Origin of the sequence: Lentzea xerophila (genome assembly GCF_051094245.1) — a bacterium.
Lineage (GTDB): Bacteria > Actinomycetota > Actinomycetes > Mycobacteriales > Pseudonocardiaceae > Lentzea > Lentzea xerophila.
In genome coordinates, this window is sequence record NZ_CP194934.1 from 2349505 (window position 1) to 2375761 (window position 26257).

At 70.3% G+C, this 26257-nt stretch carries 23 protein-coding genes and 1 pseudogene; 12 read left to right on the forward strand and 12 right to left on the reverse strand.

Annotation, left to right across the window (positions count from 1 at the left end):
* Positions 1-12 precede the first annotated feature (12 nt).
* Entirely contained in the window at positions 13-639 is a 627-nt protein-coding gene (locus ACRSBM_RS11610) for a response regulator (RefSeq protein WP_434442811.1), read from the reverse strand.
* Positions 636-1703 carry a sensor histidine kinase gene (locus tag ACRSBM_RS11615; protein ID WP_434442812.1) on the reverse strand — a complete coding sequence of 356 codons (1068 nt, stop codon included), beginning with the start codon at positions 1701-1703 and terminating at the stop codon, positions 636-638. Before ACRSBM_RS11615 ends, ACRSBM_RS11610 begins: the two co-directional genes overlap by 4 nt.
* Before the next feature lie 111 nt (positions 1704-1814).
* Here ACRSBM_RS11615 and ACRSBM_RS11620 point away from each other — a divergent pair.
* The 5 genes and pseudogenes from ACRSBM_RS11620 to ACRSBM_RS11640 all read left to right on the forward strand — a co-directional run.
* A pseudogene (locus ACRSBM_RS11620) lies at positions 1815-2459 on the forward strand (ABC transporter ATP-binding protein); the annotation flags it as partial.
* Positions 2460-2512: 53 nt separating this feature from the next.
* Positions 2513-3268 carry an ABC transporter permease gene (locus ACRSBM_RS11625; protein WP_434442814.1) on the forward strand — a complete coding sequence of 252 codons (756 nt, stop codon included), beginning with the start codon at positions 2513-2515 and terminating at the stop codon, positions 3266-3268.
* A 97-nt stretch (positions 3269-3365) separates the two neighbouring features.
* A complete protein-coding gene (locus tag ACRSBM_RS11630) occupies positions 3366-4421 on the forward strand; it encodes a glycoside hydrolase family 5 protein (RefSeq protein WP_434442816.1) in 1056 nt (351 codons plus the stop codon).
* A 73-nt stretch (positions 4422-4494) separates the two neighbouring features.
* On the forward strand, positions 4495-5373 hold the full coding sequence (locus tag ACRSBM_RS11635; RefSeq protein ID WP_434442817.1) for an aldo/keto reductase: 879 nt from the start codon (positions 4495-4497) through the stop codon (positions 5371-5373).
* A 13-nt stretch (positions 5374-5386) separates the two neighbouring features.
* The gene (locus ACRSBM_RS11640) at positions 5387-5740 is read left to right on the forward strand and encodes an antibiotic biosynthesis monooxygenase family protein (protein ID WP_434442818.1); all 354 of its coding nucleotides are present in this window, start codon (positions 5387-5389) and stop codon (positions 5738-5740) included.
* Here ACRSBM_RS11640 and ACRSBM_RS11645 read toward each other — a convergent pair.
* Positions 5737-6222, reverse strand: coding sequence for an NUDIX hydrolase (locus ACRSBM_RS11645; protein WP_434442820.1), 486 nt, complete (start codon positions 6220-6222; stop codon positions 5737-5739). The two genes, ACRSBM_RS11640 and ACRSBM_RS11645, sit on opposite strands and share 4 nt — an antisense overlap.
* 107 nt (positions 6223-6329) lie before the next feature.
* Between ACRSBM_RS11645 and ACRSBM_RS11650 the strand changes: the two genes are divergently transcribed.
* The 5 genes from ACRSBM_RS11650 (at position 6330) to prcA (ending at position 12269) form a co-directional block, all read left to right on the forward strand.
* Entirely contained in the window at positions 6330-8708 is a 2379-nt protein-coding gene (locus ACRSBM_RS11650) for an FtsX-like permease family protein (RefSeq protein WP_434442822.1), read from the forward strand.
* 96 nt (positions 8709-8804) lie between these two features.
* A complete protein-coding gene (gene dop / locus ACRSBM_RS11655; RefSeq protein ID WP_434442823.1) occupies positions 8805-10298 on the forward strand; it encodes a depupylase/deamidase Dop in 1494 nt (497 codons plus the stop codon).
* Positions 10299-10377: 79 nt separating this feature from the next.
* Positions 10378-10572, forward strand: coding sequence for a ubiquitin-like protein Pup (locus ACRSBM_RS11660; protein WP_030471529.1), 195 nt, complete (start codon positions 10378-10380; stop codon positions 10570-10572).
* Positions 10573-10621: 49 nt separating this feature from the next.
* Positions 10622-11470: a proteasome subunit beta gene (gene prcB, locus ACRSBM_RS11665; protein WP_434442825.1), complete on the forward strand. Its 849-nt coding sequence runs from the start codon at positions 10622-10624 to the stop codon at positions 11468-11470.
* 34 nt (positions 11471-11504) lie between these two features.
* Positions 11505-12269, forward strand: coding sequence for a proteasome subunit alpha (gene prcA / locus ACRSBM_RS11670; RefSeq protein WP_434442827.1), 765 nt, complete (start codon positions 11505-11507; stop codon positions 12267-12269).
* A gap of 625 nt (positions 12270-12894) precedes the next feature.
* Here prcA and ACRSBM_RS11675 read toward each other — a convergent pair.
* Both ACRSBM_RS11675 and ACRSBM_RS11680 read right to left on the reverse strand, forming a co-directional pair.
* Positions 12895-13527, reverse strand: coding sequence for an alpha/beta fold hydrolase (locus ACRSBM_RS11675; protein ID WP_434442829.1), 633 nt, complete (start codon positions 13525-13527; stop codon positions 12895-12897).
* Between the two features lie 387 nt (positions 13528-13914).
* Positions 13915-14484: a PadR family transcriptional regulator gene (locus tag ACRSBM_RS11680; RefSeq protein ID WP_434442830.1), complete on the reverse strand. Its 570-nt coding sequence runs from the start codon at positions 14482-14484 to the stop codon at positions 13915-13917.
* 159 nt (positions 14485-14643) lie between these two features.
* On the opposite strand from ACRSBM_RS11680, the gene ACRSBM_RS11685 reads away from it, so the two are divergent.
* The gene (locus ACRSBM_RS11685) at positions 14644-15228 is read left to right on the forward strand and encodes a GNAT family N-acetyltransferase (protein WP_434442832.1); all 585 of its coding nucleotides are present in this window, start codon (positions 14644-14646) and stop codon (positions 15226-15228) included.
* 167 nt (positions 15229-15395) lie between these two features.
* Here ACRSBM_RS11685 and ACRSBM_RS11690 read toward each other — a convergent pair whose 3' ends face one another.
* Genes ACRSBM_RS11690 through ACRSBM_RS11705 form a run of 4 tightly spaced genes read right to left on the reverse strand, consistent with a single transcriptional unit; the run spans position 15396 to position 20646 of the window.
* Complete coding sequence (locus tag ACRSBM_RS11690) at positions 15396-16919, reverse strand: FAD-dependent oxidoreductase (protein ID WP_434442834.1); 1524 nt, start codon at positions 16917-16919, stop codon at positions 15396-15398.
* Entirely contained in the window at positions 16912-18381 is a 1470-nt protein-coding gene (gene glpK / locus ACRSBM_RS11695) for a glycerol kinase GlpK (RefSeq protein ID WP_434442836.1), read from the reverse strand. Before glpK ends, ACRSBM_RS11690 begins: the two co-directional genes overlap by 8 nt.
* A 50-nt stretch (positions 18382-18431) precedes the next feature.
* Entirely contained in the window at positions 18432-19190 is a 759-nt protein-coding gene (locus ACRSBM_RS11700; protein ID WP_434442838.1) for an IclR family transcriptional regulator, read from the reverse strand.
* A 55-nt stretch (positions 19191-19245) separates the two neighbouring features.
* Positions 19246-20646, reverse strand: coding sequence for a bifunctional phosphatase PAP2/diacylglycerol kinase family protein (locus ACRSBM_RS11705; protein ID WP_434442839.1), 1401 nt, complete (start codon positions 20644-20646; stop codon positions 19246-19248).
* A gap of 80 nt (positions 20647-20726) precedes the next feature.
* On the opposite strand from ACRSBM_RS11705, the gene pafA reads away from it, so the two are divergent.
* Positions 20727-22085, forward strand: a complete 1359-nt coding sequence (gene pafA / locus ACRSBM_RS11710; protein ID WP_355307909.1) for a Pup--protein ligase — start codon at positions 20727-20729, stop codon at positions 22083-22085.
* Between the two features lie 54 nt (positions 22086-22139).
* On the opposite strand, the gene ACRSBM_RS11715 is transcribed toward pafA, so the two are convergent.
* From ACRSBM_RS11715 to ACRSBM_RS11725, 3 genes are all read right to left on the reverse strand, one after another.
* Positions 22140-23162: a methyltransferase gene (locus ACRSBM_RS11715; RefSeq protein ID WP_434442841.1), complete on the reverse strand. Its 1023-nt coding sequence runs from the start codon at positions 23160-23162 to the stop codon at positions 22140-22142.
* Positions 23163-23170: 8 nt separating this feature from the next.
* Positions 23171-24379 carry a cytochrome P450 gene (locus ACRSBM_RS11720; RefSeq protein ID WP_434442842.1) on the reverse strand — a complete coding sequence of 403 codons (1209 nt, stop codon included), beginning with the start codon at positions 24377-24379 and terminating at the stop codon, positions 23171-23173.
* Between the two features lie 198 nt (positions 24380-24577).
* On the reverse strand, positions 24578-26200 hold the full coding sequence (locus ACRSBM_RS11725; protein ID WP_434442844.1) for an FAD-dependent monooxygenase: 1623 nt from the start codon (positions 26198-26200) through the stop codon (positions 24578-24580).
* Positions 26201-26257: the final 57 nt, after the last annotated feature.

The following is a 26257-nucleotide window of genomic DNA, read 5'->3' on the forward strand; positions in this document are numbered from 1 at the left end:
GCGGTTCCGCGTTCAGACCAGGCCGGACTCGTAGGCCGCGATCACGAGCTGGGCGCGGTCGCGGGCGTGCAGCTTCGCCAGCAGGTTCCCGATGTGCGTCTTCACCGTGCCGGTGCTGACGTGCAGCGTGGCCATGATCTCCGCGTTGGACAGTCCGCGGGCGATCAGCAGCAGCACCTCCTTCTCCCGCTCGGTCAGGCGCTCCAGCCCGCGCACGGCGGGCGCCGCGGGGCGCCGGACGAACTCCGAGATCAGCCGGCGCGTGACCGTCGGCGACAGCAGCGACTCGCCGGACGCCACCACGCGGATCGCCGCCAGCAGCTCGGCGGGTGGCGTGTCCTTCAGCAGGAAGCCCGAGGCGCCGGCCCGCAGCGCGCCGAAGACGTACTCGTCGAGGTCGAACGTCGTCAGCACGAGCACGCGGGGCCCGTCCAGCAGCCGCGTGGCCTCGATGCCGTCCATCTCGGGCATGCGGATGTCCATCAGCACGACGTCCGGCTCCGACGCCGCCGCGAGCGCCACGGCCTGGGCGCCGGTGCCCGCCTCGCCCACCACGGTCAGGTCGGGTTCGTTGTCGACCAGCAGGCGGAAGCTGGCCCGCAGCAGCGCCTGGTCGTCGGCGATCAGCACACGGGTCATCGGACGGGCAGCTCCGCGACGACCTGGAAACCGCCGCCGGCGCCAGGTCCGGCGGTGAACGTGCCGCCGTAGACGGCCACGCGTTCGCGCATGCCGATCAACCCGTGTCCCACCCCGAGCTCCTTCACCCCAGGCCCGTCGTCGGCCACCTCGATGCGGACCGACGACGGTGTGACGTCGACCAGCACGGTGCACGACGCGGGCGCCGCGTGCTTCACGACGTTGGTCAGAGCCTCCTGCACGATCCGGTACGCCGACAGCCCGACCCCTTCCGGGACGGCCGCGTCGCCCCGCACGTCCACCGAGACCCGCACGCCCGCCAGCGACGCCCGGTCGGCCAGCTCGGCCAGTCCGCCGAGGCCGGGGGAGGGCGTGAGGTCGGCGTCCGAGCGCAGGACGCCCAGCAGTCCGCGCATCTCGGTCAGCGCCGCGCGGCTCGTCTCGGAGATCACGTCCAGCGCCTGGTAGGCGTGCTCGGGTGAGCGCACGTGTGCGGCGTTGGCGGCCTGCACCGCGATCAGGGAAAGGTTGTGCGCCACCACGTCGTGCAGTTCGCGGGCGATGCGCATCCGCTCGTCGGCCAGTGCCTGCTCGCCCCGCTGGGACAGTTCCCGCTCCAGGAACGAGCGCCGCAACCGGGTCGTGTACCCGATGACCCAGACAGCGCTCATCGCGGCGAGGACGGCCAGCACGTTCTCCGGTTCACCGCCGGAGACGCCGGAGATCGCGATCACGGCGACCACAAGCCCGGCGAGTGACCACGTGCGGGTGCGTTCGACGGCCACGGTGTAGAGCGCGAAACACACCGCCCCCACCGGGGCGCCGAGGGCCTCCGCCGGCAGCACCTGGCTGATCACCACCGTCGCCGTGGCCGCCGTGGTCACCACCAGGGCGGACACCGGCCAGATCCGGCGCACCACGACGGGCAGTGCGACGAGGAGGGCGCCGGGCAGGACGAGCCACCACGGCTTGTCCTCGTGCTCCACCATCGCGTAGGCCACGAGAACGCCGATCACCACCGCGGCGGTCAGATCGACCAGGTAGAGGTGCAGTCTCGCGATCACGAGCACGACGGTAACGAGCGCGGGGCGGCGGCGCCTCGGACCACGGTCCGATTCCGGGGATCGGAGCACGGGCCGATCCGCCACGGGCTTGCGCGGACGACTCTCTTCGTCATGATCGAGGTGCGGAACCTGACGAAGAGATACGGGGACACGACGGCGGTCGACGGTCTGTCGTTCACCGTCCATCCCGGACTGGTGACGGGCTTCCTCGGCCCGAACGGCGCCGGGAAGTCCACGACGATGCGCATGATCCTCGGCCTGGACCGGCCTGCCGGAGGCGAGGCGCTGATCGACGGCCGTCGCTACGACAGCTTCGACCAGCCGCTGCGGCACGTCGGCGCGCTCCTCGACCCGGCGGCGGTCCACCCCGGCCGCAGGGCGCTCGACCACCTGCGCTGGCTCGCGGCCGGCAACGGGATCAGCCGGCGGCGCGCGGCCGACCTGCTGGAGCAGGTCGGCCTGGGCGGTGTGCGGCACAAGCGGATCAGGGCGCTGTCACTCGGCATGAAGCAACGGCTGGGCGTCGCGGCGGCGTTGCTGGGCGACCCGCGGGTCCTGATGTTCGACGAACCGGTCAACGGCCTCGACCCCGAAGGCGTGCGGTGGATCCGCGACCTGATGCGCTCGCTCGCGAACGAGGGGCGCACCGTCTTCGTCTCCAGCCACCTGATGAGCGAGATGGCGCTGACCGCCGACCACGTCGTGATCGTCGCAGGAGGACAGCTGGTGAAGGAGACGCCGATGGAGACGTTGACGCGCAACGGTTCGCTGGAGGACGCCTACCTGGAGCTCACCTCGGGGAGGGGACTGTGAGGAACGCGCTCGCCGCCGAGTGGCTGAAGATCCGGACCGTCCGGGCACCACTCGGCATCGTCTCCGCCATCGGCCTGATGGTCGTCGCCGGCGGGGCGCTCTCGTGGTTGATCGTGCAGGACTACGATACGTCTCCGGCCGCCGAGCAGGCGAACTTCGCCTCCGCCGACGCCAGTGTCGTGATCACGCCGGTCGTCCAGTTCCTCGTGGCCGCGCTCGGCGCCCTGGTGGCGACCTCCGACCCGAGGCTCACCGCGCTGACCGCCGTGCCGAACCGGAAACGCTTGCTGGCCGCCAAAACCACGCTCGTCGCCACGCTCTCCGTGGTGCTCGGCGCGGCCACGCTAGCCCTGAGCACCGGCACCAGCCGGCTGATCATGGGGGACCGGCCGCCCCCGATCGCGCCGTGGGACGGCCTGGGCGACGTGCTGCCGTGGGCCGGTGCCGCGGTGCTGTCGATCCTGGTGACCGGGCTGGCCGGGCTGGGGATCGGTCTCGCGGTGAGGTCGACGGCCGTCACGATCGTGGTGGTCGGCGTGCTGCTGTGGGGCCTGCCCGCGATTACCCCGATGCTGCCCGACCCGTGGAACGTGGACGCCTCGGCGGTGATGGTGCCCTACCTGGTGTGGGAGGTGGCGGGAGTCCTCACGGACCCGCCGCTGGGCCCGCCGGCGGCCGTCGCGGTGCTGGCGATCTACGCGGTCGTGACGCTCGGTGCCGGAACTGTGACTCTTCTGCGACGAGACGCTTGACTCCCTTCCGGGGCGGCTTTATGGTCATCCATACCTTTTATCGGTAAGGAAACTTACCTATCTAATCCGCCGCCAGCAGTCCGAGAGGAGACGCTGAATGGCTTGGCAGAAGTCTGTGGTGGCGCTCGCCGCGGCAGTCGTGCTCCCGTTGACCGGTGTCATGGCGGGAAGCTCCGTCGCCGCCGCACCCGCGGGTGACGTCTCCGCCGCCGCGCTGCCGCCGGGTTCGCCCGCGGCGGTCAACGGCCAGCTGAGGGTGTGCGGCGTCAAGCTGTGCAACAAGAACGGCAAGCAGATCCAGTTGCGCGGCATGAGCACGCACGGCATCCAGTGGTACTCCCAGTGCGTCAAGACCGCGTCCCTGGACGCGCTCGCCGGCGACTGGAAGGCGGACATCCTCCGCATCTCGATGTACATCCAGGAGGGCGGCTACGAGTCGAACCCCCGCAAGTTCACCGACATGGTGCACGGCTACATCGAAGAGGCCACCAAGCGCGGCATGTACGCGCTGGTCGACTGGCACCAGCTCTCGCCGGGCGACCCGAACCACAACACCACGCGCGCCAAGACGTTCTTCAAGGAGATCGCGCAGCGCCACAAGAACAAGACGAACATCATCTACGACATCGCCAACGAGCCCAACGGCGTGACGTGGTCGCGGGTCAAGTCCTACGCGGAGGCGGTCATCCCGACGATCCGCGCCGAGGACCCGGACAGCCTGGTGCTCGTGGGCACGCACGGCTGGTCGACGTTCGGCCTGTCCGATGGCAGGGACATCAACGAGGTCAGCCGCAACAAGGTCAACGCCTCGAACCTGATGTACACGTTCCACTTCTACGCGAAGGACCACCGCGACTCGTACCTCAACGCGTTGCGCACGGTCTCGAGCCAGGTGCCGGTGTTCGTCACCGAGTTCGGTTCGCAGGAGGCGTCAGGTGACGGTCCCAACGACTTCACCATGGCGAACAAGTTCATCGCCTTCATGAAGCAGGCGAAGATCTCCTGGACCAACTGGAACTTCTCCGACGACCACCGCACGGGCGCGGTGTTCAAGAGCGGTACCTGCTCCGGCAACAGCTTCGCCGGTGAGGGCCCGCTGAAGGACGCCGGCAAGTGGGTGCGCAACCACATCCGCACGGCCGACGACTTCTGATCCTCCCGCTCGACCGACCCCGGCGGGTCAGGTGAACGGCGGTCCCCCGGGGCCGCCGTTTACCGTTGTCGGCATGGCTCAACTCGCACTCGGACTCGCTTCACTCGGTCGTCCCGCCTACATCAACCTCGGCCGTGAGGACGCGTTGCCCGCCGTGCGCGACGTCGACGCGATGCGCGCGCAGTGCCACCGTGTGCTCGACACGGCTTACGAACTGGGCATCCGGTGGGTCGACGCCGCTCGCTCGTACGGGTTGTCCGAGGACTACCTGTCGTCGTGGCTGCCCGGTCACGACGACGTGACGGTGTCCAGCAAGTGGGGCTACGCCTACACCGCGGACTGGCGGCCCGACGCCGAGGTGCACGAGGTCAAGGAGCACTCGCTCGCCCGGTTCACCCGGCAGTGGCAGGAGACCTCGGCCCTGCTGCCGCGGGTCGCCCTGTACCAGGTGCACTCGCTGACGCCCGACAGCCCGCTGTTCTCCGACCGGGCGCTGCTGGACGCGATGGTGGCGATCGGCGTGCCGCTGGGCTTCTCGACGTCGGGCCCGCGGCAGGCCGACGCGATCCGCAAGGCTCTCGACCTCGGCGTCTTCCGGTCGGTCCAGTCCACCTGGAACCTGCTGGAGACCTCGGCGGGCCAAGCCCTGCGGGAGGCGCACGACGCCGGGCTGACCGTGATCGTCAAGGAGGGCGTGGCCAACGGGCGGCTCGTCGTGCAGCCTCCGCAAGCGGTTGCGGCACAGGCGGAAACACTCGGTGTCGGCCCGGACGCCGTCGCTCTGGCCGCGATCGCGCGGCAGCCGTGGGTGGACGTGGTGCTGTCCGGCGCGGCGAGCCCGGAGCAGCTGCGGTCCAATGTGGACGCGCTGCGGATCGACGTGGACCTGCCGGACCTGGCCGAGCCCGCCGAGCGGTACTGGAAAACCCGTGCCGGTCTGCCCTGGAACTAGCTACGGTGACGCCGTGAGCGATCAGCCGGTGAGACCAGTCGAGGCCTTCGAGCCCCCGTACTACGTGGCCATCTTCACCACGGTGCGAACCCAGGAGCAGAGCGGCTACCGCGAGACCAACGCGCGCATGGAGGAACTCGTGCGGGACATCCCCGGATTCCTGGGGATCGACCACGCGCAGAACCCCGGCGGGCTGGGCATCACCGTCGGGTACTTCCGCGACGCCGACGCCCTCACGCGGTGGCGGACCAACGCCGAGCACCAGGCGGCGCAGAAGCGCGGCCGGGCCGAGTGGTACCAGAACTACACGCTGCACATCGCCAAGGTGGAGCGCAGCCACGGGTTCACGCGCGCCGAGACGGCCTAGAGCCGCAGCCACTCCCGCCCGATCGCGCGGCCGTCCGGCACCAGCGGCCAGCCGGGGTCCTCGATCCTGGCGCGCAGCTCGTCCAGGTCCATCCACCCGCCCCAGGCGACCTCCTCGGGCTGGTGGGTGAACGGGCCGTCGGTGCGCGTCTCGTAGACCCACGCGTGATAGCGCGTCTGCTCGTCGACGTAGGTGGTCTGAAAGAGCGGGGTCAGCGGGGTGCCGACGCCCAGTTCCTCGCGCAGTTCGCGGACCGCCGCCTCGTCCGGGGTCTCGCCCGCGTCGATCACTCCGCCCGCGGTGTAGTCGTAGAGGCCGGGGAAGATGTCCTTGGTGTCGGTGCGGCGGTGCACGTAGACCCGTTCACCGTCGGCCGAGAACACCAGGGTGAGGACGCAGCCGTGCCAGAGGTTCTCGGCGCGCATCCGTTCGCGGGTCACCTCGCCGATGACGTTCGCGTCCTCGTCGTAGAGGTTGATCATCCCCGTGTCCTCCTGTGGTCGTACGCGAGCTTGCTACCCCAGTCCGACGCCCGCTGATCGCCTTCCTTCCTACCTTCGTGAACGTCAGACGTCACCGAGGAGGATTCGTGTCCACTTCCCTGCGGCTCGGCGTCGCCGAGTTCCGCGCCCGGCCGGGCCGCGCGCTGCTGCCCGGAGTCGCGCTCGTCGTCGGCGTGGCGTGCCTGCTGGCCGCCCTCGTGCTGAGCGACGCGCTCACCAGGTCGGTCGACGAGGGCGCGCCCCTCACGCCGTCCTCAGTGGAACACGTGGTGGACGTCAAGCCGCAACAGGGCGGCAGCAAGACCCAGCTCGACGACGCCCTGCTCGCCCGGCTGTCCGGGACCGGCCGGGCCGTGCCGGTGCAGGTGGCGCGGGCGGATCTGCTGGACTCCGCCGGCCGTGCCGGGCAGGACCGGGCCGAGGTGCAGGTCCAGCAGCCGGACCTGGTGCGCTGGCCGCTGGCCGAGGGCAGGCAGCCGGCCGCCGACAACGAGGTGGCCGTCGACAAGATGACCGCGTACGAACGCGGTCTGAAGCCCGGTGACAAGGTCACGCTCGCCTCCGCGGACGGCAAGCCGTTCGACGTGACGGTCAGCGGTGTCATGAAGAAGGGCGGGATCGACTCCCAGCCGATCCTGGTCGCCGGTCCGGAGCTCGCCCGCAAGCTCGACCCGCAGCCGTTCACCAGGGAGGTGTGGGTGATCGGTGGCGCCCGCACCGCCGTCGCGAGCGCCGCCGGTGCGGCCTACGTCGTGTCGGACCCGGTGCCGGACGCGGACAAGATCGGCAACGACCTGATGTACATCCTGCTGCCGTTCAGCGTGCTCGCGCTGGCCACGGCGGTGTTCGTCGCGGCGGCCACGTTCCGGGCGGTCTACGCGCAACGGCAGCGGCAGACGGCGTTGTTGCGGTGCATTGGTGCCCAGCGCGGGCCGTTGGTGCGCAGGAGCCTGTTCGAGGCGTTCGTGACGGGTGCGCTGGCCGGTGTCGGTGGCGCGTTGCTCGGCGGGCCGATGGCGTGGCTGCTGGCCAGGACGTTCGACGCCACCGGCATCTCCGCGCTGTTCGGCGCGGTCGAGCTGAGCCCGGAACTGCTGCCGTCGCTCGGGTACGTCATCCTCGGAGTCGTCGTCGCCGCGCTGTTGAGCGTCATGGCGGCCGTCCGTCCCGCGATCAACGCCGCGCGTGTGTCGCCGTTGGCTGCTTTGCGTGACGCGGAGAGCGAGGTGCCGCCTCGCGCCGTGCGTCGTCTGCGGTTCGTGTCCGGCGCGCTGTTCACCGGTGGTGCGGCGCTGCTCGCGATGATGGCTATCGCCGCCAAGGGCACGGCCGCCGCGCCGCTCGCCGTCACGTTCTCCGCGATCGCCGCGGTGACGGGCCTGTTCTGGATCCTCGGACCGGTCACGGTGCCGTTCATCGCGCGGCTGTTCGCCAGGATCGGCGGCACGCAATGGAAGCTCGCCGGCGCCGAGGTGCGCAGGATGCCGCAGCGGTCGGCGTCGGTGGCGCTGCCGTTGCTGCTGGCCAGTTCGATGGTGACGTTCTTCCTGGTCGTGCTGGGCGGGGCGCAGGAGATGACCTACTCCTACGCCAACGAGGAACGCCCGGACGCGACCGTCGTGGACGCGGGGGAGCGGCCGTTGCCGGAGATCCCCGTGCAGCCGGACGTGGCCGCGAGCGTCGTGCTGCACAAGACCTCCGACAGCGCCGCGAGCGTCGACCCGGAGGAGTTCAAGGCCTGGCTGAAGGCGCAGAACGTGTCCGGCGCCGAGCAGCTCACCGCCGGTACCGCCGTCGTGCCGGCGCACTGGGAGGGCCGGCCGTTCGTCGAGGCCGACGGCACGCGGTACAAGGTCGTGGGCACGGTCCCCGGCACCATCACCGGCTACACGCCGATCGTCGCCGGGCCCACCTCGGGACCCGCGACGAAGGTCCTCGTCGCGCTGAAGCCGGGCGCGGATCCGGCGTCGTTCCGGGCCGGTCTGCAGGCGGCGCTGCCGGACAACCCGACCGTCATCGTTGAGACGGACGCGGACGAACGCGCCGAGGCGGACCGGTACATGCACCTGGGCACCGTGCTCATGATGGTGCTGCTCGGACTGTCCGTGGCGGTCGCCGTGACCGGTATCGGCACCGCGCTGACCATCTCGGTGCAGGAGCGCCGCAAGGAGCTCGCGCTGCGGCGGGCCCTGGGCGTCACTCGAGGCGGGCTGCAGGGCGGAGTCATCGCCGAAGCGGTCATGCTGGCCCTGGTCGGGGTGATCGGCGGCGGTGTGCTCGGGTTCGTCTACGCGGAGATCGCGATTCTGTCGACCGGCATCGACATGTCGCTGCCCGGCCTGAAGGTCGTGTTGCCGCTGGTCATCGGGGCCGCGGCGGTCGTGCTGCTCGCCGTGGCCGCCGCGTTCGGGCCGTCGCGCGGCGCCTCGAGGATCCGACCGGCGGCCGGACTCGCGTCCGGCTGATCACCCGTGTCGGCATCCGGGTGAATAGGGTGAGGGGAGCTTCACCGCGAAGCTCCCCTCACGCTGTTGCCGGGGTCAGGTCATAAGGTGTTGCGTATGCGGCGGATCATGGGAACCGAGGTCGAGTACGGCATCGCGGTGCCGGGCGACGCGACCGCGAACCCGGTGCTCACTTCGACACAGGTGGTGCTCGCGTACGCGGCGGCGGCGGACATACCGCGCGCCAGGCGAGCGCGCTGGGACTACGAGGTGGAGTCGCCACTGCGCGACGCCCGCGGGTTCGACCTGGGTTCGCCCGGCGGGCACCCCGCCGACTCCGACGTCGAGGACCTGGGCGCGGCGAACGTCATCCTCACCAACGGCGCGCGGCTCTACGTCGACCACGCGCACCCCGAGTACTCGGCTCCCGAGGTCACCAACGCGCGTGACGCGGTGATCTGGGACAAGGCGGGGGAGCGGGTGATGGAGGAGGCCGCGCTCAAGGCCGCCACCGTTCCCGGCCAGCCCCGGCTGCAGCTGTACAAGAACAACGTCGACGGCAAGGGCGCGTCGTACGGCACGCACGAGAACTACCTGATGCAGCGCTCGACGCCGTTCACGGCGGTCATCGCGGGCCTCACGCCGTTCTTCGTGTCCCGCCAGGTCATCACGGGTTCGGGCCGCGTGGGCATCGGCCAGTCCGGCGAGGAGGCCGGCTACCAGCTCTCGCAGCGCGCCGACTACATCGAGGTCGAGGTCGGCCTCGAGACGACGCTCAAGCGCGGCATCATCAACACGCGCGACGAGCCGCACGCGGACGCGGACAAGTACCGCCGCCTGCACGTCATCATCGGCGACGCGAACCTGGCCGAGTACTCCACGTACCTCAAGGTCGGCACCACCTCGCTGGTGCTCGACATGATCGAGGCCGGTCAGCGGTTCGACGACCTGCGCATGGTCGACCCGGTGCGCGCGGTGCACCAGATCAGCCACGACCCGACCCTGAAGACCAAGGTCGAGCTGACCGGCGGGCGCAAGTTCACCGGCCTCGACGTGCAGTTCGCCTACCACGAGCGCGCGATGGCGTTCGTGGAGAAGGAGGGCGTCGGCGACCGCGACGTCCTGCGGATCTGGGGCGAGGTGCTCGACGCGCTGGCGCGTGACCCGTCCGAGTGCGCGGACCGGCTCGACTGGGTCGCGAAGCTGCGGCTGCTGGAGGGCTACCGCCAGCGCGATGGCCTCGCCTGGGGCTCGGCGCGGCTGAACCTGGTCGACCTGCAGTACTCCGACGTCCGCCTGGACAAGGGCCTCTACAACCGGCTGGTCGCGCGTGGCTCGATGAAGCGCCTGGTCAGCGAGGAGGAGGTCATCGCGGCCATCACCACGCCGCCGGAGGACACGCGCGCGTACTTCCGCGGCCGGTGCCTGGAGCGCTACCCGACCTCGGTCGCCGCCGCGTCGTGGGACTCGGTGATCTTTGATCTCGGTCGAGAATCCCTCGTGCGGATCCCGACGCTCGAACCGCTGCGCGGGACGAAAGCGCACGTCGGAGCCCTTCTGGAGGCCTCTGACACCGCCGAGCAACTGGTGGACGCACTGACTCGCGGGTGATCGTCTACCCGAGTGGCTCAGGATTTTTGTCGGTGCCGCTGGGTAGTGTTCTTGTCAGGCGAGTAAGCGGGAGGCCGAGATGTCCCAGGAACAGAAGCAGCGCCAGGGCGGTGGCGACGGCGACGACGGTGCGGACGACGCCGCCGGAGCCGGTCAGGAACGCCGCGAGAAGCTCGGCGAGGACGTGGACGCGATCCTCGACGAGATCGACGACGTGCTCGAGGAGAACGCGGAGGACTTCGTCCGCGCATACGTGCAGAAGGGTGGTCAGTAGGCCTTCGGGGGCCTGTTGACCAACTCGGGGACGGGAGAACAACCAACACATGGACAACAGCTCGACCGGGCGTTACCCGGCCGCGGCGCTGCCGGCGGCGTACCTCACGCCGGGCTCGTCGTCGTTCACGGACTTCCTGCGGGCGCAGGCACCCGACATGCTGCCTGGCGGCCGGAGGCTCCCGGAGGGGACCGTGCAGGCCCCGCACGGGACGACGATCGTCGCGGCCACCTACAAGGGTGGGGTCGTGATCGCCGGCGACCGGCGCGCGACGATGGGCAACGTCATCGCCCAGCGCGACATGAAGAAGGTCTTCGTGACCGACGACCACTCGGCCGTCGGCATCGCGGGCACCGCGGGCATCGCGATCGAGATCGTGCGCCTGTACACGGTGGAGCTGCGCCACTACGAGAAGATCGAGGGCGTGTCGCTGTCGCTCGACGGCAAGGCGAACCGTCTCTCGGCGATGATCAGGGGCAACCTCGACGCGGCCATGGCCGGCCTCGCCGTGGTGCCTCTGTTCGCCGGGTACGACACGTCGGCGACTGATTCGGACCGCGCGGGCCGCATCGTGTCCTATGACGTCACCGGTGGCCGCTACGAGGAGTCGCAGGGTTACCAGGCCGTCGGCTCGGGCTCGCTGTTCGCGAAGTCGGCGCTCAAGAAGCTCTACGACCCGGACGCCGACGCCGAGGCCGCCATCCGCGCGGTCATCGAAGCGCTCTACGACGCCGCGGACGACGACTCGGCGACAGGTGGCCCGGACCCGGTCCGCCGCCTCTACCCGGTCGTGGTCACGATCAACGGCGCCGACGGTGCCGTGGAGGTACCGGAGTCGCAGATCCAGACGGTCGCCGACGCGGTCGTCGAGGGCCGCCGGTCCCGCCCCGCAGGCTGAGTCCCCCACAGGTTCGACGTCAGGAGCACCACCCATGACGATGCCGCTGTACGCATCGGCAGAGCAGGTGATGCGCGACCGCTCGGAGTACGCCCGCAAGGGCATCGCCAGGGGTCGCAGCGTCATCGTGCTGAAGTACGCGGACGGCATTCTGTTCGTCGCGGAGAACCCCTCCAGCACTCTGCACAAGGTCTCGGAGATCTACGACCGCATCGGCTTCGCCGCCGTCGGCCGCTACAGCGAGTTCGAGAACCTCCGCCAGGCCGGCATCCGGTTCGCCGACGTCCGCGGCTACCAGAACGACCCGCGCGACGTGACGTCCCGCTCGCTCGCGAACGTCTACGCGACGACCCTCGGCACCTACTTCACCGAGCAGATCAAGCCCTTCGAGGTGGAGATCTGCGTGGCCGAGGTGGGCGACTCCGCCGACTCCGACACGTTGTACCGGCTGACGTACGACGGGTCCATTGTGGACGAACCCCAGTACATCGTGATGGGCGGCACCGTGGACGCCGCCAACACGGCGCTGAAGGAGGCCTTCGCCGACGGCTTGTCGCTGGCCGAGGCCGTCCCCGTCGCCGTGAAGGCGTTGTCCGCCGGCTCGCCCTCCACCGGGAACGGGTCCGCCGAGCTGCTTCCCGCCGCGAAGCTGGAGGTCGCGGTGCTGGAGCGCGCTCGGCCCCGGCGCGCGTTCCGGCGGATCGCCGGGGCGGCTCTGGATTCGCTGATGCCTGCGCCTACCAAGGATGGCAAGGCTGTCGAGGATGTGGAGCTGCCTGGGGACGACGAGTCCAAGTAGGCTGGTTGGCTGTTGCGAAGGCCCCTGGGGTTGTCCTCGGGGGCTTTTTGCTGTTCCGCTCCTTTGCCCGGGGTCTCTTTCGTTGGTGCTGGTTGGTGCCGGTTTCGTGGTGGGTCTTTGTTTCGATCTTGTCGGGGGTTCTCGGAGGCGGGGGACCCCTGCGGCAGCTTGCGCGTTGGTTGTGTGGGGTGCTCCGGGCGGGTTGGTTTCGTGGGTTGTCTCCCGGTTGGGTGGCGGCTGGGCGTTTGGGTTCGTAGGTTGGTTGCCTTGCGGACGGCGGCCTTGTGTTGCCGCTGGTTTGTGGGTGGTTGTCTTGCGGGCGGCCGAGTCGCGTTGCTTGCTTCCCTCTGGGGGACTCCGTCCCCCAGGCCCCCTGACAATCTGATCAAGGACCGGCCGGCGCCGCTCGCGGGTTGATGGCACGCCTGGTGCGTTGGGCGGCTTGCTGTTGCGTAGCGGGTGCTGCTCGGTGGGGTGGTCCCCGTCACGAGTCACACCCGAGCGGGCCTCAGATGCAGCAAGTGCTGAGGTGCGACTCGTGACGGGACCACCCCACCCGGCCCGTATGGTAATTACGCTCGCCTCCGGCGTCGCGGGCGATCAGGCGTGGCCGTGGGTGTGTGCGCTACTTCGCGTAGGTTTCCAGGAGGGCTGCTAGTTCCTTTGGCTTGCTCAGCTGTGCGCAGTGGCCTGCTGCGAGTTCCACCGGCTCCACGCCCAGTCGGTCTGCCACCACCCTGCGCATGAAGTCCGGGATGAAGAAGCGGTCCTCCGTGCACAGGACGAAGTGCGTTGGCACGTCGGGCATCGCGTCGAGTGGCCACGGTTCGGACATGACCTTCTCCGACATGCCCCGCTCCCGCTTCTGTGCTTCTGCGGCGAGGTCTGCCGGGACGTCGTAGAAGAACGAGTTCTCCAGGCCCGCGTCCTCGTAGCCGGTGTTGGCCCACCAGTCGCCTGGTGCCTCGCCTGGTACGGGCAGCATTGCCGTGACCAGGACGAGAGCCGAGGCGTTGATGCGGGCCGCGACCAAGGGGGCTACGAAGCCGCCGAACGAGTGGCCCACCACGACCACGTCCTCAGTGGACGGAAGGGCGTCGATCAGCGTCGTCGCCCAGTCCGTCAGGTTCTTCGACTCGTCTTCGATGGGGAGGTCGGGAGCGACGACGGTGTGGCCCTTGGTCTGCAACGCTTCTGCTACCAGGTGCCACGACCAGCCGACGTCGCCGCCTCCGTGCGCGATCGCGAAGGTGCTCATGGGATGCAGCCTATTCGCGGCGTTCGATCGGGGGAGGCGGAAACGGGTGAAGAGGGCCGTGCCGAGTGTCGCGACCGCTGGTGCCGGTGGTAGCGAGATCCCGGCGGCGGGCCAGCGGGTCTGCGTGCTCGTAGGTCGGCGGCGGTCGTTCAGGTCGGCGCGGGAGGGCTGTGATGCCGGGCCTGTTGAGTTCGTTGACTCGAACGTGCCGGCGGGCTTCCCGCTGGGAGGCTACGACGCCGTCACTCAAGTTGCCGACCGCCGGACATCTCGTCAGGGAAACGGTCGGCGTGCCCGACGAAGTCCACTTCGGACAGTTCTGCTTTCGGTTGCTGACAGGCCTGCGCACAAGGCGGCGAGTTCACCCGGTTCGCAGGCGGGCGTGGTTCACGTCGGGCCGTTCGAGGACGGTTGTCTCGGCGCCTCGACGTCCGTCGTTTCGGGGAGTGGCTGGGGCTCGTGGCGCAGGAGGCTCGCCTCGCAGTGGTCGAGCCAGCGCAGTTCGGCCTCGGCCTGGAAGATCATCGCGTCGAGCACGAGCCGCCACGGCAGGTCGCCCTGCTGGGTCTTGAGCCTCGCGTACTCCTGCACCGTGCGCATCGTGGCCGTGCGCTGGGTCGTCACGACCTTGACGACGTCCACGCCTGGCGTGGTGATCGCGAGTGCGAGTTTGATCGCTACCTCGTCCCGAGGTCGGTCGCCGCGCTGGACGGGGGTGGCGAACCACTTCTTGAGTTCATCTCGGCCGTGCGCGGTGATCTCGTAGGGGCGCTGGCCTTCGGTCTCGGGCAGTGCGGCGACGAGGTCGTCGCGCTCCAGGCGTGACAACGTCGTGTAGACCTGCCCGATGTTCAACGGCCACGTGCCGCCGGTGGCCGAGTCGAACGCGGCCCGCAACTGGTAGCCGTACATGGGCTTGCGCTTGAGCAGTGCCAGCAGACCGTGTTTCACCGACATACGTACTGAGTTTGCATACTGGGTATGTTCCTGGCAAACGGTGACGCGGAAACAAGCGTGCGAGCGGGCCCGTCATCCGGAACGCTGGTGGTACCGGGTGGACGAGGCGAGGTGGGAAGCGTGGTCGGCGCGGCGCGGGGGAGAGCCGGGAGACTGGGCTTGCTGGGGGCTTCGAACGGGCTCGGGGTGCGCGGCGAACCGCGGGCCGGCGTCCGGGACTACGAGCCGATGGACGAGGTGTCGTGGCTGCGCTGCCGCGTCCTGGGGTTGTTGGGGACGACCTGCTACGACGACGTCTGGCCCGCGAAGCGCCGGGCTGATCTGGAGCTCGTCGTGGCCGACGGTGACGTGGCCGGGCTGATGGACGTGTCGGTGCCGGGGCGCGAGGCGACGATCGAGACCGTCGTCGTGCATCCGGACCATCAGGGGCGCGGGATCGCGACGGCGTTGCTCGCGGAGGCGCTGCGGCGGTTGGAGCGGTGCGGTGTGCGTCAGGTCGACGCGTGGACCCGTGAGGACGAGCCGGCGCTGAAGTGGTTCGCGCGCAACGGGTTTGTGGAGGACTGCCGGTACCTGCAGGTGTACGCGTCACCGGCGGAGGTGGGGACCGTGCTGAGCGTGAAGTGCGGGCTGGAGCCCGTGGGGGCGTTCCTGCACGGCCGGATCGAGCGGGAAACGGAGATGCGGCAACGGTTCGAGCGCGTCCACGTGTGCCGCAGGATGGTCCGCGCGCTCACACCGTGATGCCGGTACGCGGCGCAATGGTGGCGGAGCGGCGAGCGGCATAACCAGCGCCTCGATCGGCCGCTGGCCTCGGTGCCTTCACCGGCGACCCAGCCGATGCCCGGCAACGCGGTGCAGCGCGTTCCGCTCGGCAGCCGGACTGGCCGAGCGGAACGCGCCAGGGCGCGTCAGGAAGCGAGCAACTCCGACACCCGTGTGCGGACCTCGGGGGAGTCGAGGCCGCGCACCATCACGGTGGTGCGGCGGCGCAGCACGTCGTCCACCTCGGACGCCCACTCGGTGCGGCGGGCGTGCTCTACCTGTGCCCAGATGTCCGGGCCGTCCGGGTGGACGCGTTCCAGCAGCGCCGGGTTCTCCAGGCCGAGGGCGACGACCTCGTGCGACGTCGTGCCGTAGTGCGTGGCGAGGTGGCGGACCACGTCGTCGGGCAGCGCGTCGAAGGCGTGGCCCAGCACGGAACCCACGGTGTCGGGCTGGGCCGAGCCGGGCAGCGCCACGCCGTCGAGAGGTCCGGCGAAGGTGCGGCCGAGCTCGGAGTTCACACGGGCCAGGACGGTCGCGCCGATCTTGCGGAACGTCGTCCACTTGCCGCCGGCGACGCTGATCATGCCTCCGGAGCCCGCGGTGATCACCGTCTCGCGCTTGGCGTGGGAGGTGTCGCCGGGGCCGCCGGGCAGGACCCTCAGGCCCGCGAACGTGTACGCGATGCGGGATCGGTCCAAACCGGACACCGCGACGCCCGCCTCGGCGAGGATCTGGTCGATGTCGGCGTCGGTGCACGCGACGGCCGCCGGGTCGTCCTCGTAGGCCTCGTCGGTGGTGCCGAGCAGGAGGTGACCTTCCCAGGGGATAGCGAACGACACGCGCACGTCGTCGACCGGGATCGTCAGCGCGGCCTTCCACTCCGACGACGTCCGCAGCACCAGGTGCGACCCCTTCGACAGGCGGATCGACGGGTCGGCGGCCGGGTCTTCCATGCGCCGCAGCACGTCCAGCCACGGGCCGGTGGCGTTCACGACGACGCGGGCGTCCACGCCGAACTCGCCCAGCGAGTCGCGCAGGTCGACACCCGTGACCTTGGAACCGGTCTTGCGCAGGCCCACGACCGAGATGTGGTTGAGCAGCACGGCACCGGCCTCGGCGGCGGCGCGCGCGGCGGTGATCGCCACGCGGCTGTCGTTCATCTGGTGGTCGTAGTACATCGCGGCACCGCGCAGACCGTCGGCGCGCAGGTCAGGCACCCACTCCACAGCCCTGCGCGCCGACAGCACCTTCCCCATGCCGTCGCCGAAGCCCGACAGCGCGGAGTACAGCGTCACGCCCGCACCGAGCACGAAACGGCTGTGCGGGCCTCCCTTGTAGACGGGGACGAGGAACGGCAACGGGCGCACCAGGTGTGGGGCCAGCCGGTCGCCCAGGGCCCGGCGTTCCTTGTGGTTCTCGTGCACCATCGGCACCGCCGAGGGGCCCATCGCGAGGTAGCGCAGGCCGCCGTGCACGAGCTTCGACGACGCGGACGACGTGGCGCCCGCGAAGTCGCCGCTTTCCACGAGCGCGACCCGCAGTCCCGAACGAGCGGCGGCCCACGTGGTCGCGATGCCCAGGATGCCGCCGCCGATCACGACGACGTCGAACTTGCCGTGCTGCAGCTCTTCGCGAGCCCTGGTGCGTTGTGCTGAGAAGTCAGTCATCGTCCTCGTCCATCCACCCGACGGTCCGCTCGACCGCCTTCTTCCACTTCCGGTAGCCCTTGTCGCGGGCCGCCGGGTCCATCGACGGCTCCCACTCGGCCGCCTTGTGCCAGTTGGCTTTCAGGGCCTCGGTCGAGGGCCAGTAGCCCACCGCGAGACCGGCCGCGTACGCCGCGCCGAGGCACGTCGTCTCGGCCACGATCGGGCGCACCACCGGCACGTCCAGCACGTCCGACAGGAACTGCATGAGCAGGTTGTTCGCCGTCATGCCGCCGTCGACGCGCAACGTCGTGAGGTCCACACCGGAGTCGGCGTTCATCGCGTCCACGACCTCGCGCGTCTGCCACGCCGATGCCTCCAGCACGGCCCGCGCGAGGTGCCCGCGCGAGATGTAGCCCGTCAGGCCGGCGATCACGCCACGCGCGTCGCTGCGCCAGTGCGGCGCGAACAGCCCGGAGAACGCGGGCACGAAGTACGCGCCGCCGTTGTCGTCGACCGTGCGCGCCAGCGTCTCGATCTCCGCCGCCGACGAGATCAGCCCGACCTTGTCGCGGAACCACTGCACCAGCGCGCCGGTCACCGCGACCGCGCCCTCCAGCGCGTACGCGGCAGGCTCGTCGCCGATCTTGTAGCCGACGGTGGTGAGCAGGCCGTTGTGCGAGCGAACCGGCTGGTCACCGGTGTTGATCAGCAGGAACGCGCCGGTGCCGTACGTGCACTTGCCCTCGCCGGGCTCGAAGCAGGTCTGGCCGAACAGCGCGGCCTGCTGGTCGCCGAGCGCCGACGCGACGGGCACGCCCTCGTAGGTGCCGTAGACCTCGGCGGAGGAACGGATCTCGGGCAGCATCGCGAGGGGAACGTCCAGCGCGGACACCAGCTCCGGGTCCCAGTCCAGGGTCTCCAGGTTCATCAGCATGGTGCGCGATGCGTTCGTCACGTCGGTGACGTGGCGGCCGGTCAGGTTCCAGATCAGCCAGGTGTCCATGGTGCCGAACAGCACCTCGCCGCGGTCGGCCCGTGCGCGCAGCCCGTCGACGTTGTCGAGCAGCCACCGCAGCTTCGGGCCGGAGAAGTAGGTCGCCGGGGGCAGGCCGGAGCGTTCGCGGAACCGGTCGTGGTCACCCAGCTGCTTGATCAGCGCGTCGGTGCGCGTGTCCTGCCAGACGATCGCGTTGTGCACGGGCTCGCCGGTCGCCTTGTCCCACACGACCGTCGTCTCGCGCTGGTTCGTGATGCCGAACGCGGCGATGTCGGCGTACGTCAGTGACGCGTGTGCGAGGGCGTCGCGCACCACGGCCTGCACGTTCGTCCAGATCTCGGTCGCGTCGTGCTCCACCCAGCCCGGCCTGGGGAAGATCTGCCGGTGCTCGCGCTGGGCGACCGACACGATCCCGCCGGACTGGTCGAACACGATGCACCGGGACGACGTCGTGCCCTGGTCGATCGCCGCGATGTAAGCCACGTGCACTCCCTTGTGCGAGCCATTCGACATTGTCGAACGATTCCACAGTACTACCAGGAGAGCCCGCCGAGCTCCCTCGAAACACTGCGAGCTGCCTCACGTACGTAGGACACGAGTTCGAGACGCGGCGGCTGGTCGGGTGAGTCGCACAGCCGCTCGACCGGTCCCGAGATGCCGATCGCGCCCACGACCACACCGCGCCGGTCGCGGATCGGTGCCGCCACGGACGCCTCGCCCTCGACGAGTTCGTGCAGGTCGTACGCCCAGTCGCGATCACGGATCACGTTCATGTCCTCGTGCAGCTGCTCGGGATCGAGCGTGTGCCGGGTGAAGGCCTGCAGGTCGCCGTCGGGCCAGTTGTCGCCGAACGCGACCAGTGCCTTGCCCAGCGCCGTCGCGTTCCACGGCAGCAGCGCGCCGGTGTCGAGTGTCTGCCGGCTGTTGTCCGGCCGGAAGACGTGGTGCACGACGAGGACGTGCTTGCCGTGCATCACGCCGATGCGCACCGCCTCGCGCGCACGCATCGCCAACGAGTCCGACCAGTTCAACGCCTTGGCGCGCAGCTCGTTGCCGTCGAGGTACGAGGTGCCGATCTGGAACAGCGCGGCGCCCAGGCGATACTTGCCGCCCTCGACCTCCTGCTCGACGAACCCGACCTCCTGCAACGTCCGCAGGATGCCGTGCGCCGTCGGTTTCGCGAGGTCCAGGGCGCGGGCGATCTCGCCGACGCTCAGCTGGTGCGCGCCGCCGTGCGCGAGCAGCTTCAGAACCTCCGCCGCGCGCTGGATGGACTGAATGGACCCCGGCACACACCGCACTCTACCTGCACGCGTTCGACATTGTCGAACACCAGCGCGCGCGAAGTCAGGGGCGGTAGATGCCCAGGGCGGCCGGGCGGGAGCGGAACGCGAAGTGGGTGGCTCGCTCGCGCACCTCGCCGTCCGTCGCGATCGAGATGGGCGCGCCGTGCACCTCGACGTTCAGCGAGGCCACTTCGAGGTGCCGGTACGTGCGCGAGTGCTCCAGCGCCCCGAACGCGGCGCCCAGGAAGAACCGGGTCCGCGAGAACGGCCTGTCCGCCCGCACGTACCGCACGTCGAGCAGCCCGTCGTCGAGTCGCGGGCGCATCGCCGGCGCGAATCCCTTGGGCCGGTACGGCCCGTTGCCCACGAACAGCAGCCACACGAGGTGCTTGTCGCCGTCGATGGTCATCCTGAGCGGCTTGGCCCGCTGCAGCACGCGGAACAGCGCGATCGCCGCCGCCGGCCACTTGCCCCAGCGTTTCTGCAGCTTCTCGCGGATGCGCACCATGTCCGGGTAGCCGCCGAGCGACGCCGTGTTCACGAACCACTGCCCGTTGACCTGCGCCAGGTCGACCCGCACGCCGACGCCGTCCGCGACCGCCTGCGCCGTGTCGTGCAGCCCGGTGATGCCCACGTCGCGCGCGAAGTGGTTCAACGTGCCGGACGGGATGAGCACCATCGGCAGGTCGCGTTCGACCGCCACGGCGGCCACGGCGGCCACGGTCCCGTCGCCACCGGCCACGCCCAGCGCCTTCGCGTCCGGCAGCGAGTCCAGGTCCTCGATCGGCACGACCTGCGCCTTCGGCCACTCCTCGGTGATCTGCGGCGTCGGGTCCGGGCCGATCCCCGAGTACGGGTTCACCACCACGACCAGCCCGTCGCCGTCCTGCAGCGACGTCAGGTCGGCGTGCTCGTAGGCCGAGGCGGGCTCGTTGATGCCGAGCGGCCACCACCGGCGGGTCAGCAACGCGGCACTGACACCTACCGCCGCGCCGGCCGCGACATCGGTCGGCCAATGCACGCCCGTGTGGACGCGTGAATAGGCCACGGCGGCGGCGATCGGCGCCACCACCACGCCTGCCGTGGGTGATTCCATGGCGACCGCGGTGGCGAAAGCAGCCGCCGATGCCGAGTGACCGGAAGGAAACGACGAGGACGTCGGCCGCTTCGACAACCGGCGCGGGACCGCGAGCAGATCAGCGGCGGGACGGCGGCGCGGGAAAAGTGACTTCCCGACCAGGTTCGCGCTGGCAGAGGCCCCGGCGATGGCCACGAGCCCCCGGAACGCGCCACGCCGGAACGAGCCTTTGCCCGTTGCCAGAATCGCCGCGATGACGAACCACAGCAGACTGTGGTTCGCGGCTTTCGAAAGCCTCTTCAAACCCCTGTCGAGCCTGCTCGGAGGCAGTCCGGCAGACGAGCTCATGAGCTTCTTGTCGAGAGCGCTGACCCGTTTCCACACGCCTTCGACACTAAACCGCAACCGGCGTGCCGCCCGAACGGATCACCCTGCTCCGCCTGAGAGTCGCCTACTGTTGAGGCATGCAGCGGCGGATCTTCGGCATTGAGACAGAATTCGGGGTGACCTGCACCTTCCACGGGCAGCGTCGTCTGTCCCCGGACGAGGTCGCGCGGTACTTGTTCCGCCGCGTCGTCTCCTGGGGGCGTTCTTCCAACGTCTTCCTGCGCAACGGCTCCCGGCTCTACCTCGACGTCGGCTCCCATCCGGAGTACGCGACGGCCGAGTGTGACGACCTGGCCCAGCTCGTCACGCACGACAAGGCGGGTGAGCGGATCCTCGAGGACCTGCTCGTCGACGCCGAGCGCAGGCTCGCCGACGAGGGCATCGGCGGCGACATCTTCCTGTTCAAGAACAACACCGACTCCGCGGGCAACTCGTACGGCTGCCACGAGAACTACCTGGTCGCACGGGCCGGCGAGTTCTCGCGCATCGCGGACGTGCTGCTGCCGTTCCTGGTCACCCGCCAGCTGATCTGCGGCGCGGGCAAGGTGCTGCAGACCCCGCGCGGCGCCGTGTACTGCCTCTCGCAGCGCGCCGAGCACATCTGGGAGGGCGTGTCGTCCGCGACCACCCGGTCCCGCCCGATCATCAACACCCGCGACGAGCCGCACGCCGACGCCGAGCGCTACCGGCGCCTGCACGTCATCGTCGGCGACTCGAACATGTCCGAGGTGACGACGCTGCTCAAGGTGGGCAGCGCGAACCTGGTGCTGGAGATGATCGAGCAGGGCGTCCAGTTCCGGGACTTCTCGCTGGACAACCCGATCCGCGCCATCCGCGAGATCTCGCACGACCTGACCGGCCGTCGCACGGTCCGGCTGGCCGGCGGCAAGGAAGCGTCCGCGCTCGACATCCAGCGCGAGTACTACGAGAAGGCCGTCGAGCACTGCGCCAAGCGCTCCCCGGACCCGATGGCCGAGCGCGTCCTCGAACTGTGGGGCCGCACGCTGGACGCCGTCGAGTCGCAGGACCTGACGAAGATCGACCGCGAGATCGACTGGGCCATCAAGAACCGCCTGATGGAGCGGTACATGGCCAAGCACAACATGGACCTGTCCAACCCTCGCATCGCCCAGCTCGACCTCGCCTACCACGACATCCGCCGCGGCCGGGGCGTGTTCGACCTGCTGCAGCGCAAGGGCCAGGTCGAGCGGGTGACCGACGACGGCGAGATCGAGGCCGCCAAGGACACCCCGCCGCAGACCACCCGGGCCAAGCTGCGCGGTGACTTCATCGCCGCCGCGCAGGCCGCCGGTCGCGACTTCACCGTCGACTGGGTGCACCTCAAGCTGAACGACCAGGCGCAGCGCACCGTGCTGTGCAAGGACCCGTTCCGCGCGGTGGACGAGCGCGTGGAACGCCTCATCTCCTCGCTCTGAGAAAACGACGACGAGGGGCGCGCTCCAGCCCGGAGCGCGTCCCTCGTCGCGTTTCTAGCGTGCGACCGCTTCGAACAGGTGCAGCGACTCGGTCGCCGTCGACCCGCGGTACTCCAGGCCCGCTCGGCCGAACAGGCCCGTGTACTCGTCCTCGGTGCGTTCCTGGCTGCCGAACAGCACGAACATCCCCATGTCGGCCATCGCGGTGTACGCGTCGGGCGGGCCTGACTTCCCCAGCAGCACCTCGGCGACGACGATCCGGGAACCGGGTTTCGCGGCCCGTGCACAGGACTTCAGGATGCGCACGCAGTCCTCGTCGCCCCAGTTGTGCAGGATGAACCGCAGCAGGTAGAGGTCGGCTCCCGCAGGGACGGCGGCCAGCGCGTCCCCTGCCACGGTCTCGCACCGCGACGCGAGCGGGTCGCTGACCAGCTCGGGCAGGGCGTCGGCGATGACCCCCTCCACGTCGAACAGCACGCCGTGCAGGCCAGGTGCGGCCCTCAGGACGTCCCGCAGCAGTCCGCCGCGGCCTCCGCCCACGTCGACCACCACGCCCGTCTCCGGCAGGCCCAGCGCCGCGACCACGTCACCGTTGTCCTCCTCGGTGGCGTTGCTCATCGCCTGGTGGAAGTCGGCGGCCTGCTCGGGATCGTGCTCGCTGATATAGCTGTAGAAGTCGGTGCCGTGCACGACCGCGAACGGGCTGCGGCCCTCCTTGGCGGCGGCCGCGAGGTTGCTCCACGCCTGCCACGAGGCGTCGTTCTTCAGGTCCTGCGTGAGGATGCGGCCCACGGGGTGCGTGGAGCACATCGTCCGGGAGAGCGGCGTGTGCGCGTACCGGCCGTCCTCGGCCAGCGTGAACACACCGGTGCTCGCCAGGGCCGCCAGCAGTCTGCCGAGCACGCCGGGATCGGTGCCCGTCCGGACGGCCAGGTCCGCCACGGAGAGCGGGTCGTCCTCCAGCGTGTCCGCCAGATCGAGCAGCACCGCCGCGCGCAGCAGGTGTGCCGAGCGCAGGAGCACCAGCATCCTGCTCACCGAGTCGTCCGCCACCGGTTCTTCAGGGGTCTGCGTCATCTCGTTCCTCACTGGTGGGGTGACAGCACGACGGGCAGGGCGCTGATGCGCCGGATGATCCAGTCCGACTCCCACCGCACCTCGCTCGTGTCGCTCAGCCGGGCGTGGGGAAAGCGCGCCAGGAACGCGCCGAGGGCGATCCTGGCCTCCAGGCGGGCCAGTGGCGCGCCCAGGCAGAGGTGGCGGCCGAGGCCGAAGCTGACGTTGTCGCCACCGGTTCCCGGGCGGAAGTCGTCTCCGGCGGTGCGGTGCGGGCAGCGGTTGGCCGTCGCGAGGTTGACCTGCACGGGCGCGCCCTTCGGGATCAGGTAGCCGCCGAGCTCGATGTCCTCGGTGGCGAACCGCCAGGTCGCGTGCGGCAGCGGTGGCTGCATCCGCAGGGTCTCCTCCACCCAGTCACCGATCTCCGCCTCGGTCCTCGGCCGCTCACCGGGCGGCCGGCGCAGGGCCTCGAAGATCGCTGAGGCGATCAGGCTGGCCGTGGACTCGTAGCCCGCCATGATCAGGCCCGTCGTCCACGTCACGACCTCGTTCAGGCTCACCGAGTCCTCGGCCTCGGCCGCCAGGAGGTCGGTGATGAACCCCTGGTCGAGGACGTCGCGGTCGGCGGCCCACCGGGCGACCGTGCCGGCGAGCCCGCCCACGCCGGCGGCCCTGGTGTCCTGGTCCTCCGAGAAGATGATGGCGTCGGTGACCTCGCGCAGCGCGGGGCGCAGGTGCGGTGGCACCCCGAGGAGCTCGCCGAAGAAACCGAGCGGCAGGGGGAAGGTGAAGCGGTCGATGAGGTTCACCTCGCCCTTCTCCGCGGCGAGCTCGTCCAGCAGGCCGCCGGCGAGCCTGGTGATCCGCTCACCCCACTCGCCGAGCTTGCGGGGCGTGAAGAACTTCGCGTGCAACCGCCTGATCCGGGTGTGCTCCCCGCCCTCGCTCATCACCATCGCCTTGGCGACCTCGGCACGGGGCTGGGCGCCGAGCATGACGCCGGGAATCCGCATCCACTCCGGCGCGAGCGCTATGTCCTTGCTGAGCCGTCCGTCGAGGAGCGCGGCCCGCGCGAGGTCCGGGTCGCACACGACCCAGTTGGTGCCGCCGTAGTAGTCCACCTTGACGATCGGCGCCACCTCGCCCGCCGCCAGCACCGCCGCGATGGAGTCGACGGGTGCCGGCACGGTGGGCATGCCGGCCTCGGGGGCGTCCAGCAACTCGTCCTGCTTCACCGGGTGTCTCCGTTCAGGGGCGTCGCCGGCCCGTCGCCGGTGTGGGTGGTCTGCCGGGTGCGTGCCAGTACGTCTGCCATGTCGAGCTGTCCTCTTCCGGTTTCGTGGCGCCCACGCCACTGCTCGTCCTGTCGTGTGCCGCGCTCACCACGGCTGACACCGCCACCGCACACAGCTCCGCCGCGCGTGGCCCGCCAGTCATGCCTCGACGGCTCCGCGCACCGTGTCGACGAGAGCCACGGGGTCGTCCGGGAGCGCGTCGCCCCGCCACGCCACGTGGCCGTCCGGCCGGACCAGGACGAAGGTCCGCTCGTAGAGCTTGGCCAGTTCGTCGTCGTCGCTGCGGTGGACGCTCAGCGGCACGCCGCGGCCGGCGAACGCCTCCACGAAGCGCGGAAGTCCTTCGTCCGCACCGAACTGCAGCAGGACGAAGCCGTGGCCGAAGAGGTCGAGCGTCGACGTCGTCGCGTCCCACCACGCGTGCGCGGCTCGCCTGCCCGGTTCGCCACCGGGCCGCCAGGCCGCGTCCGGCACGGTGATGCCGGCCGGCTGACCGGGGTCGTCGACGATGACCGCGGACCGGTAGCGGAGTCCGAAGTGGATCTCCGGGGCGTCGAACTCGCGGTGCGCGCCGCTCGCGGCGAGCCGTTCGGCCATGGCCTCGCGAGCCTGTTCGCCGTCCGGGCCGTCCAGGTCGATCTCCTGCGGCACCTGCCGGTCCAACGTCCGCCGCAGGTTCACGTTCGCCTCGCGCAGGCTTTCCTCGGCGATCGGCCTGCGCTCGGTCTCGTAGCTGTCGAGCAGGCCCGGTCCCGCCCAGCCGTCGAGCGTGGCGGCGATCTTCCACCCCAGGTCGGCCGCATCGGCGATGCCGGTGTTGAGGCCGAAGCCACCGGAGGGGGACAGGGTGTGCGCGGCGTCGCCCGCGAGGAACACGCGGCGGTCCCGGTAGCGGTCGGCGACCCGGTGGGTGAGGTGCCAGTCGCCGTCGCTCAGCACCTCCACCGGGGTGTCGAACGCGATCGCGTCGCGGATGAGGGACAGGGCGTCGGTGCGGGGCGCCGTCTCGTCCTCGACGCCGACGACGAGGTTGTAGAGGTCGGCGCCGTCCAGTGACCGCAGCGGGAAGCGCAGGACCGGCGACCGGACGAGGAAGTGGACCAGCGCGGTGCCGTCGCCGAGCCGCGCCCTGAGCTCGGGGGCGCGGAACAGCACGTTGCGGAAGATCTGGGGGCGGAACCGGGCGGGGGCGTCGATGCCGCAGGCCTGGCGGATGGGGGAGGACGCGCCGTCGCAGGCGACCAGGAACTCCGCCCGCACGTCGGTGGTCGTGCCGGTGGTGAGGTCGGTGAGCACGGCCTGCACGTGGTCGCCGGCCTGGGTCACGTCGCTGATCGACGACCTCAGCCGCAGCGGTCCGTCCGGTGCGATGCCGACCGCCTGTGCCAGCACGGGGTTGAGCCAGTGCGCCGGGCAGATCTGGTCGGGTTCGGGGGTGTGCTGGAAGACCGGGCGGTCGGCGGCGGTTCCCCGCCGGTAGCGGTACAGCTCGTGCCCGCCGATCTTGGTGACCCAGGCGATGTCCAGGGGGTGGTCGGGCGGCCAGCCCGCGCCGCGGATCGCGTCCGCGAGGCCCCAGCGCCGGAACAGCTCCATCGAGCGCGGCCCGATCGTGCTGACCTTCGGGTGGCGGACGGTGCCGTCCCCCGCCTCGACCACCAGACAGGCGATCCCGCGGTGGGTCAGGTCGATCGCCAGCGCCATCCCGACCGGGCCGCCGCCGACGATCAGCACGTCGGTCCGCTCAGCCTTGCCCGTCATCGTGTCCGCACCTTTCGTTGGGGTGAAAGGCAGGGCGGTGTTTCGAAAGCACCGCCC

Excerpts from the sequence above, each read along its gene's own strand:
- prcB (WP_434442825.1), top strand. The coding sequence starts at position 10,622 with ATGGACAACAGCTCGACCGGGCGTTACCCGGCCGCGGCGCTGCCGGCG.
- ACRSBM_RS11675 (WP_434442829.1), bottom strand. The coding sequence starts at position 13,527 with ATGAGCACCTTCGCGATCGCGCACGGAGGCGGCGACGTCGGCTGGTCG.
- pafA (WP_355307909.1), top strand. The coding sequence starts at position 20,727 with ATGCAGCGGCGGATCTTCGGCATTGAGACAGAATTCGGGGTGACCTGC.
- ACRSBM_RS11725 (WP_434442844.1), bottom strand. The coding sequence starts at position 26,200 with ATGACGGGCAAGGCTGAGCGGACCGACGTGCTGATCGTCGGCGGCGGC.
- ACRSBM_RS11715 (WP_434442841.1), bottom strand. The coding sequence starts at position 23,162 with ATGACGCAGACCCCTGAAGAACCGGTGGCGGACGACTCGGTGAGCAGG.
- prcA (WP_434442827.1), top strand. The coding sequence starts at position 11,505 with ATGACGATGCCGCTGTACGCATCGGCAGAGCAGGTGATGCGCGACCGC.
- ACRSBM_RS11680 (WP_434442830.1), bottom strand. The coding sequence starts at position 14,484 with ATGTCGGTGAAACACGGTCTGCTGGCACTGCTCAAGCGCAAGCCCATG.
- ACRSBM_RS11610 (WP_434442811.1), bottom strand. The coding sequence starts at position 639 with ATGACCCGTGTGCTGATCGCCGACGACCAGGCGCTGCTGCGGGCCAGC.
- ACRSBM_RS11645 (WP_434442820.1), bottom strand. The coding sequence starts at position 6,222 with ATGATCAACCTCTACGACGAGGACGCGAACGTCATCGGCGAGGTGACC.
- ACRSBM_RS11630 (WP_434442816.1), top strand. The coding sequence starts at position 3,366 with ATGGCTTGGCAGAAGTCTGTGGTGGCGCTCGCCGCGGCAGTCGTGCTC.
- ACRSBM_RS11635 (WP_434442817.1), top strand. The coding sequence starts at position 4,495 with ATGGCTCAACTCGCACTCGGACTCGCTTCACTCGGTCGTCCCGCCTAC.
- dop (WP_434442823.1), top strand. The coding sequence starts at position 8,805 with ATGCGGCGGATCATGGGAACCGAGGTCGAGTACGGCATCGCGGTGCCG.
- ACRSBM_RS11660 (WP_030471529.1), top strand. The coding sequence starts at position 10,378 with ATGTCCCAGGAACAGAAGCAGCGCCAGGGCGGTGGCGACGGCGACGAC.
- ACRSBM_RS11690 (WP_434442834.1), bottom strand. The coding sequence starts at position 16,919 with ATGACTGACTTCTCAGCACAACGCACCAGGGCTCGCGAAGAGCTGCAG.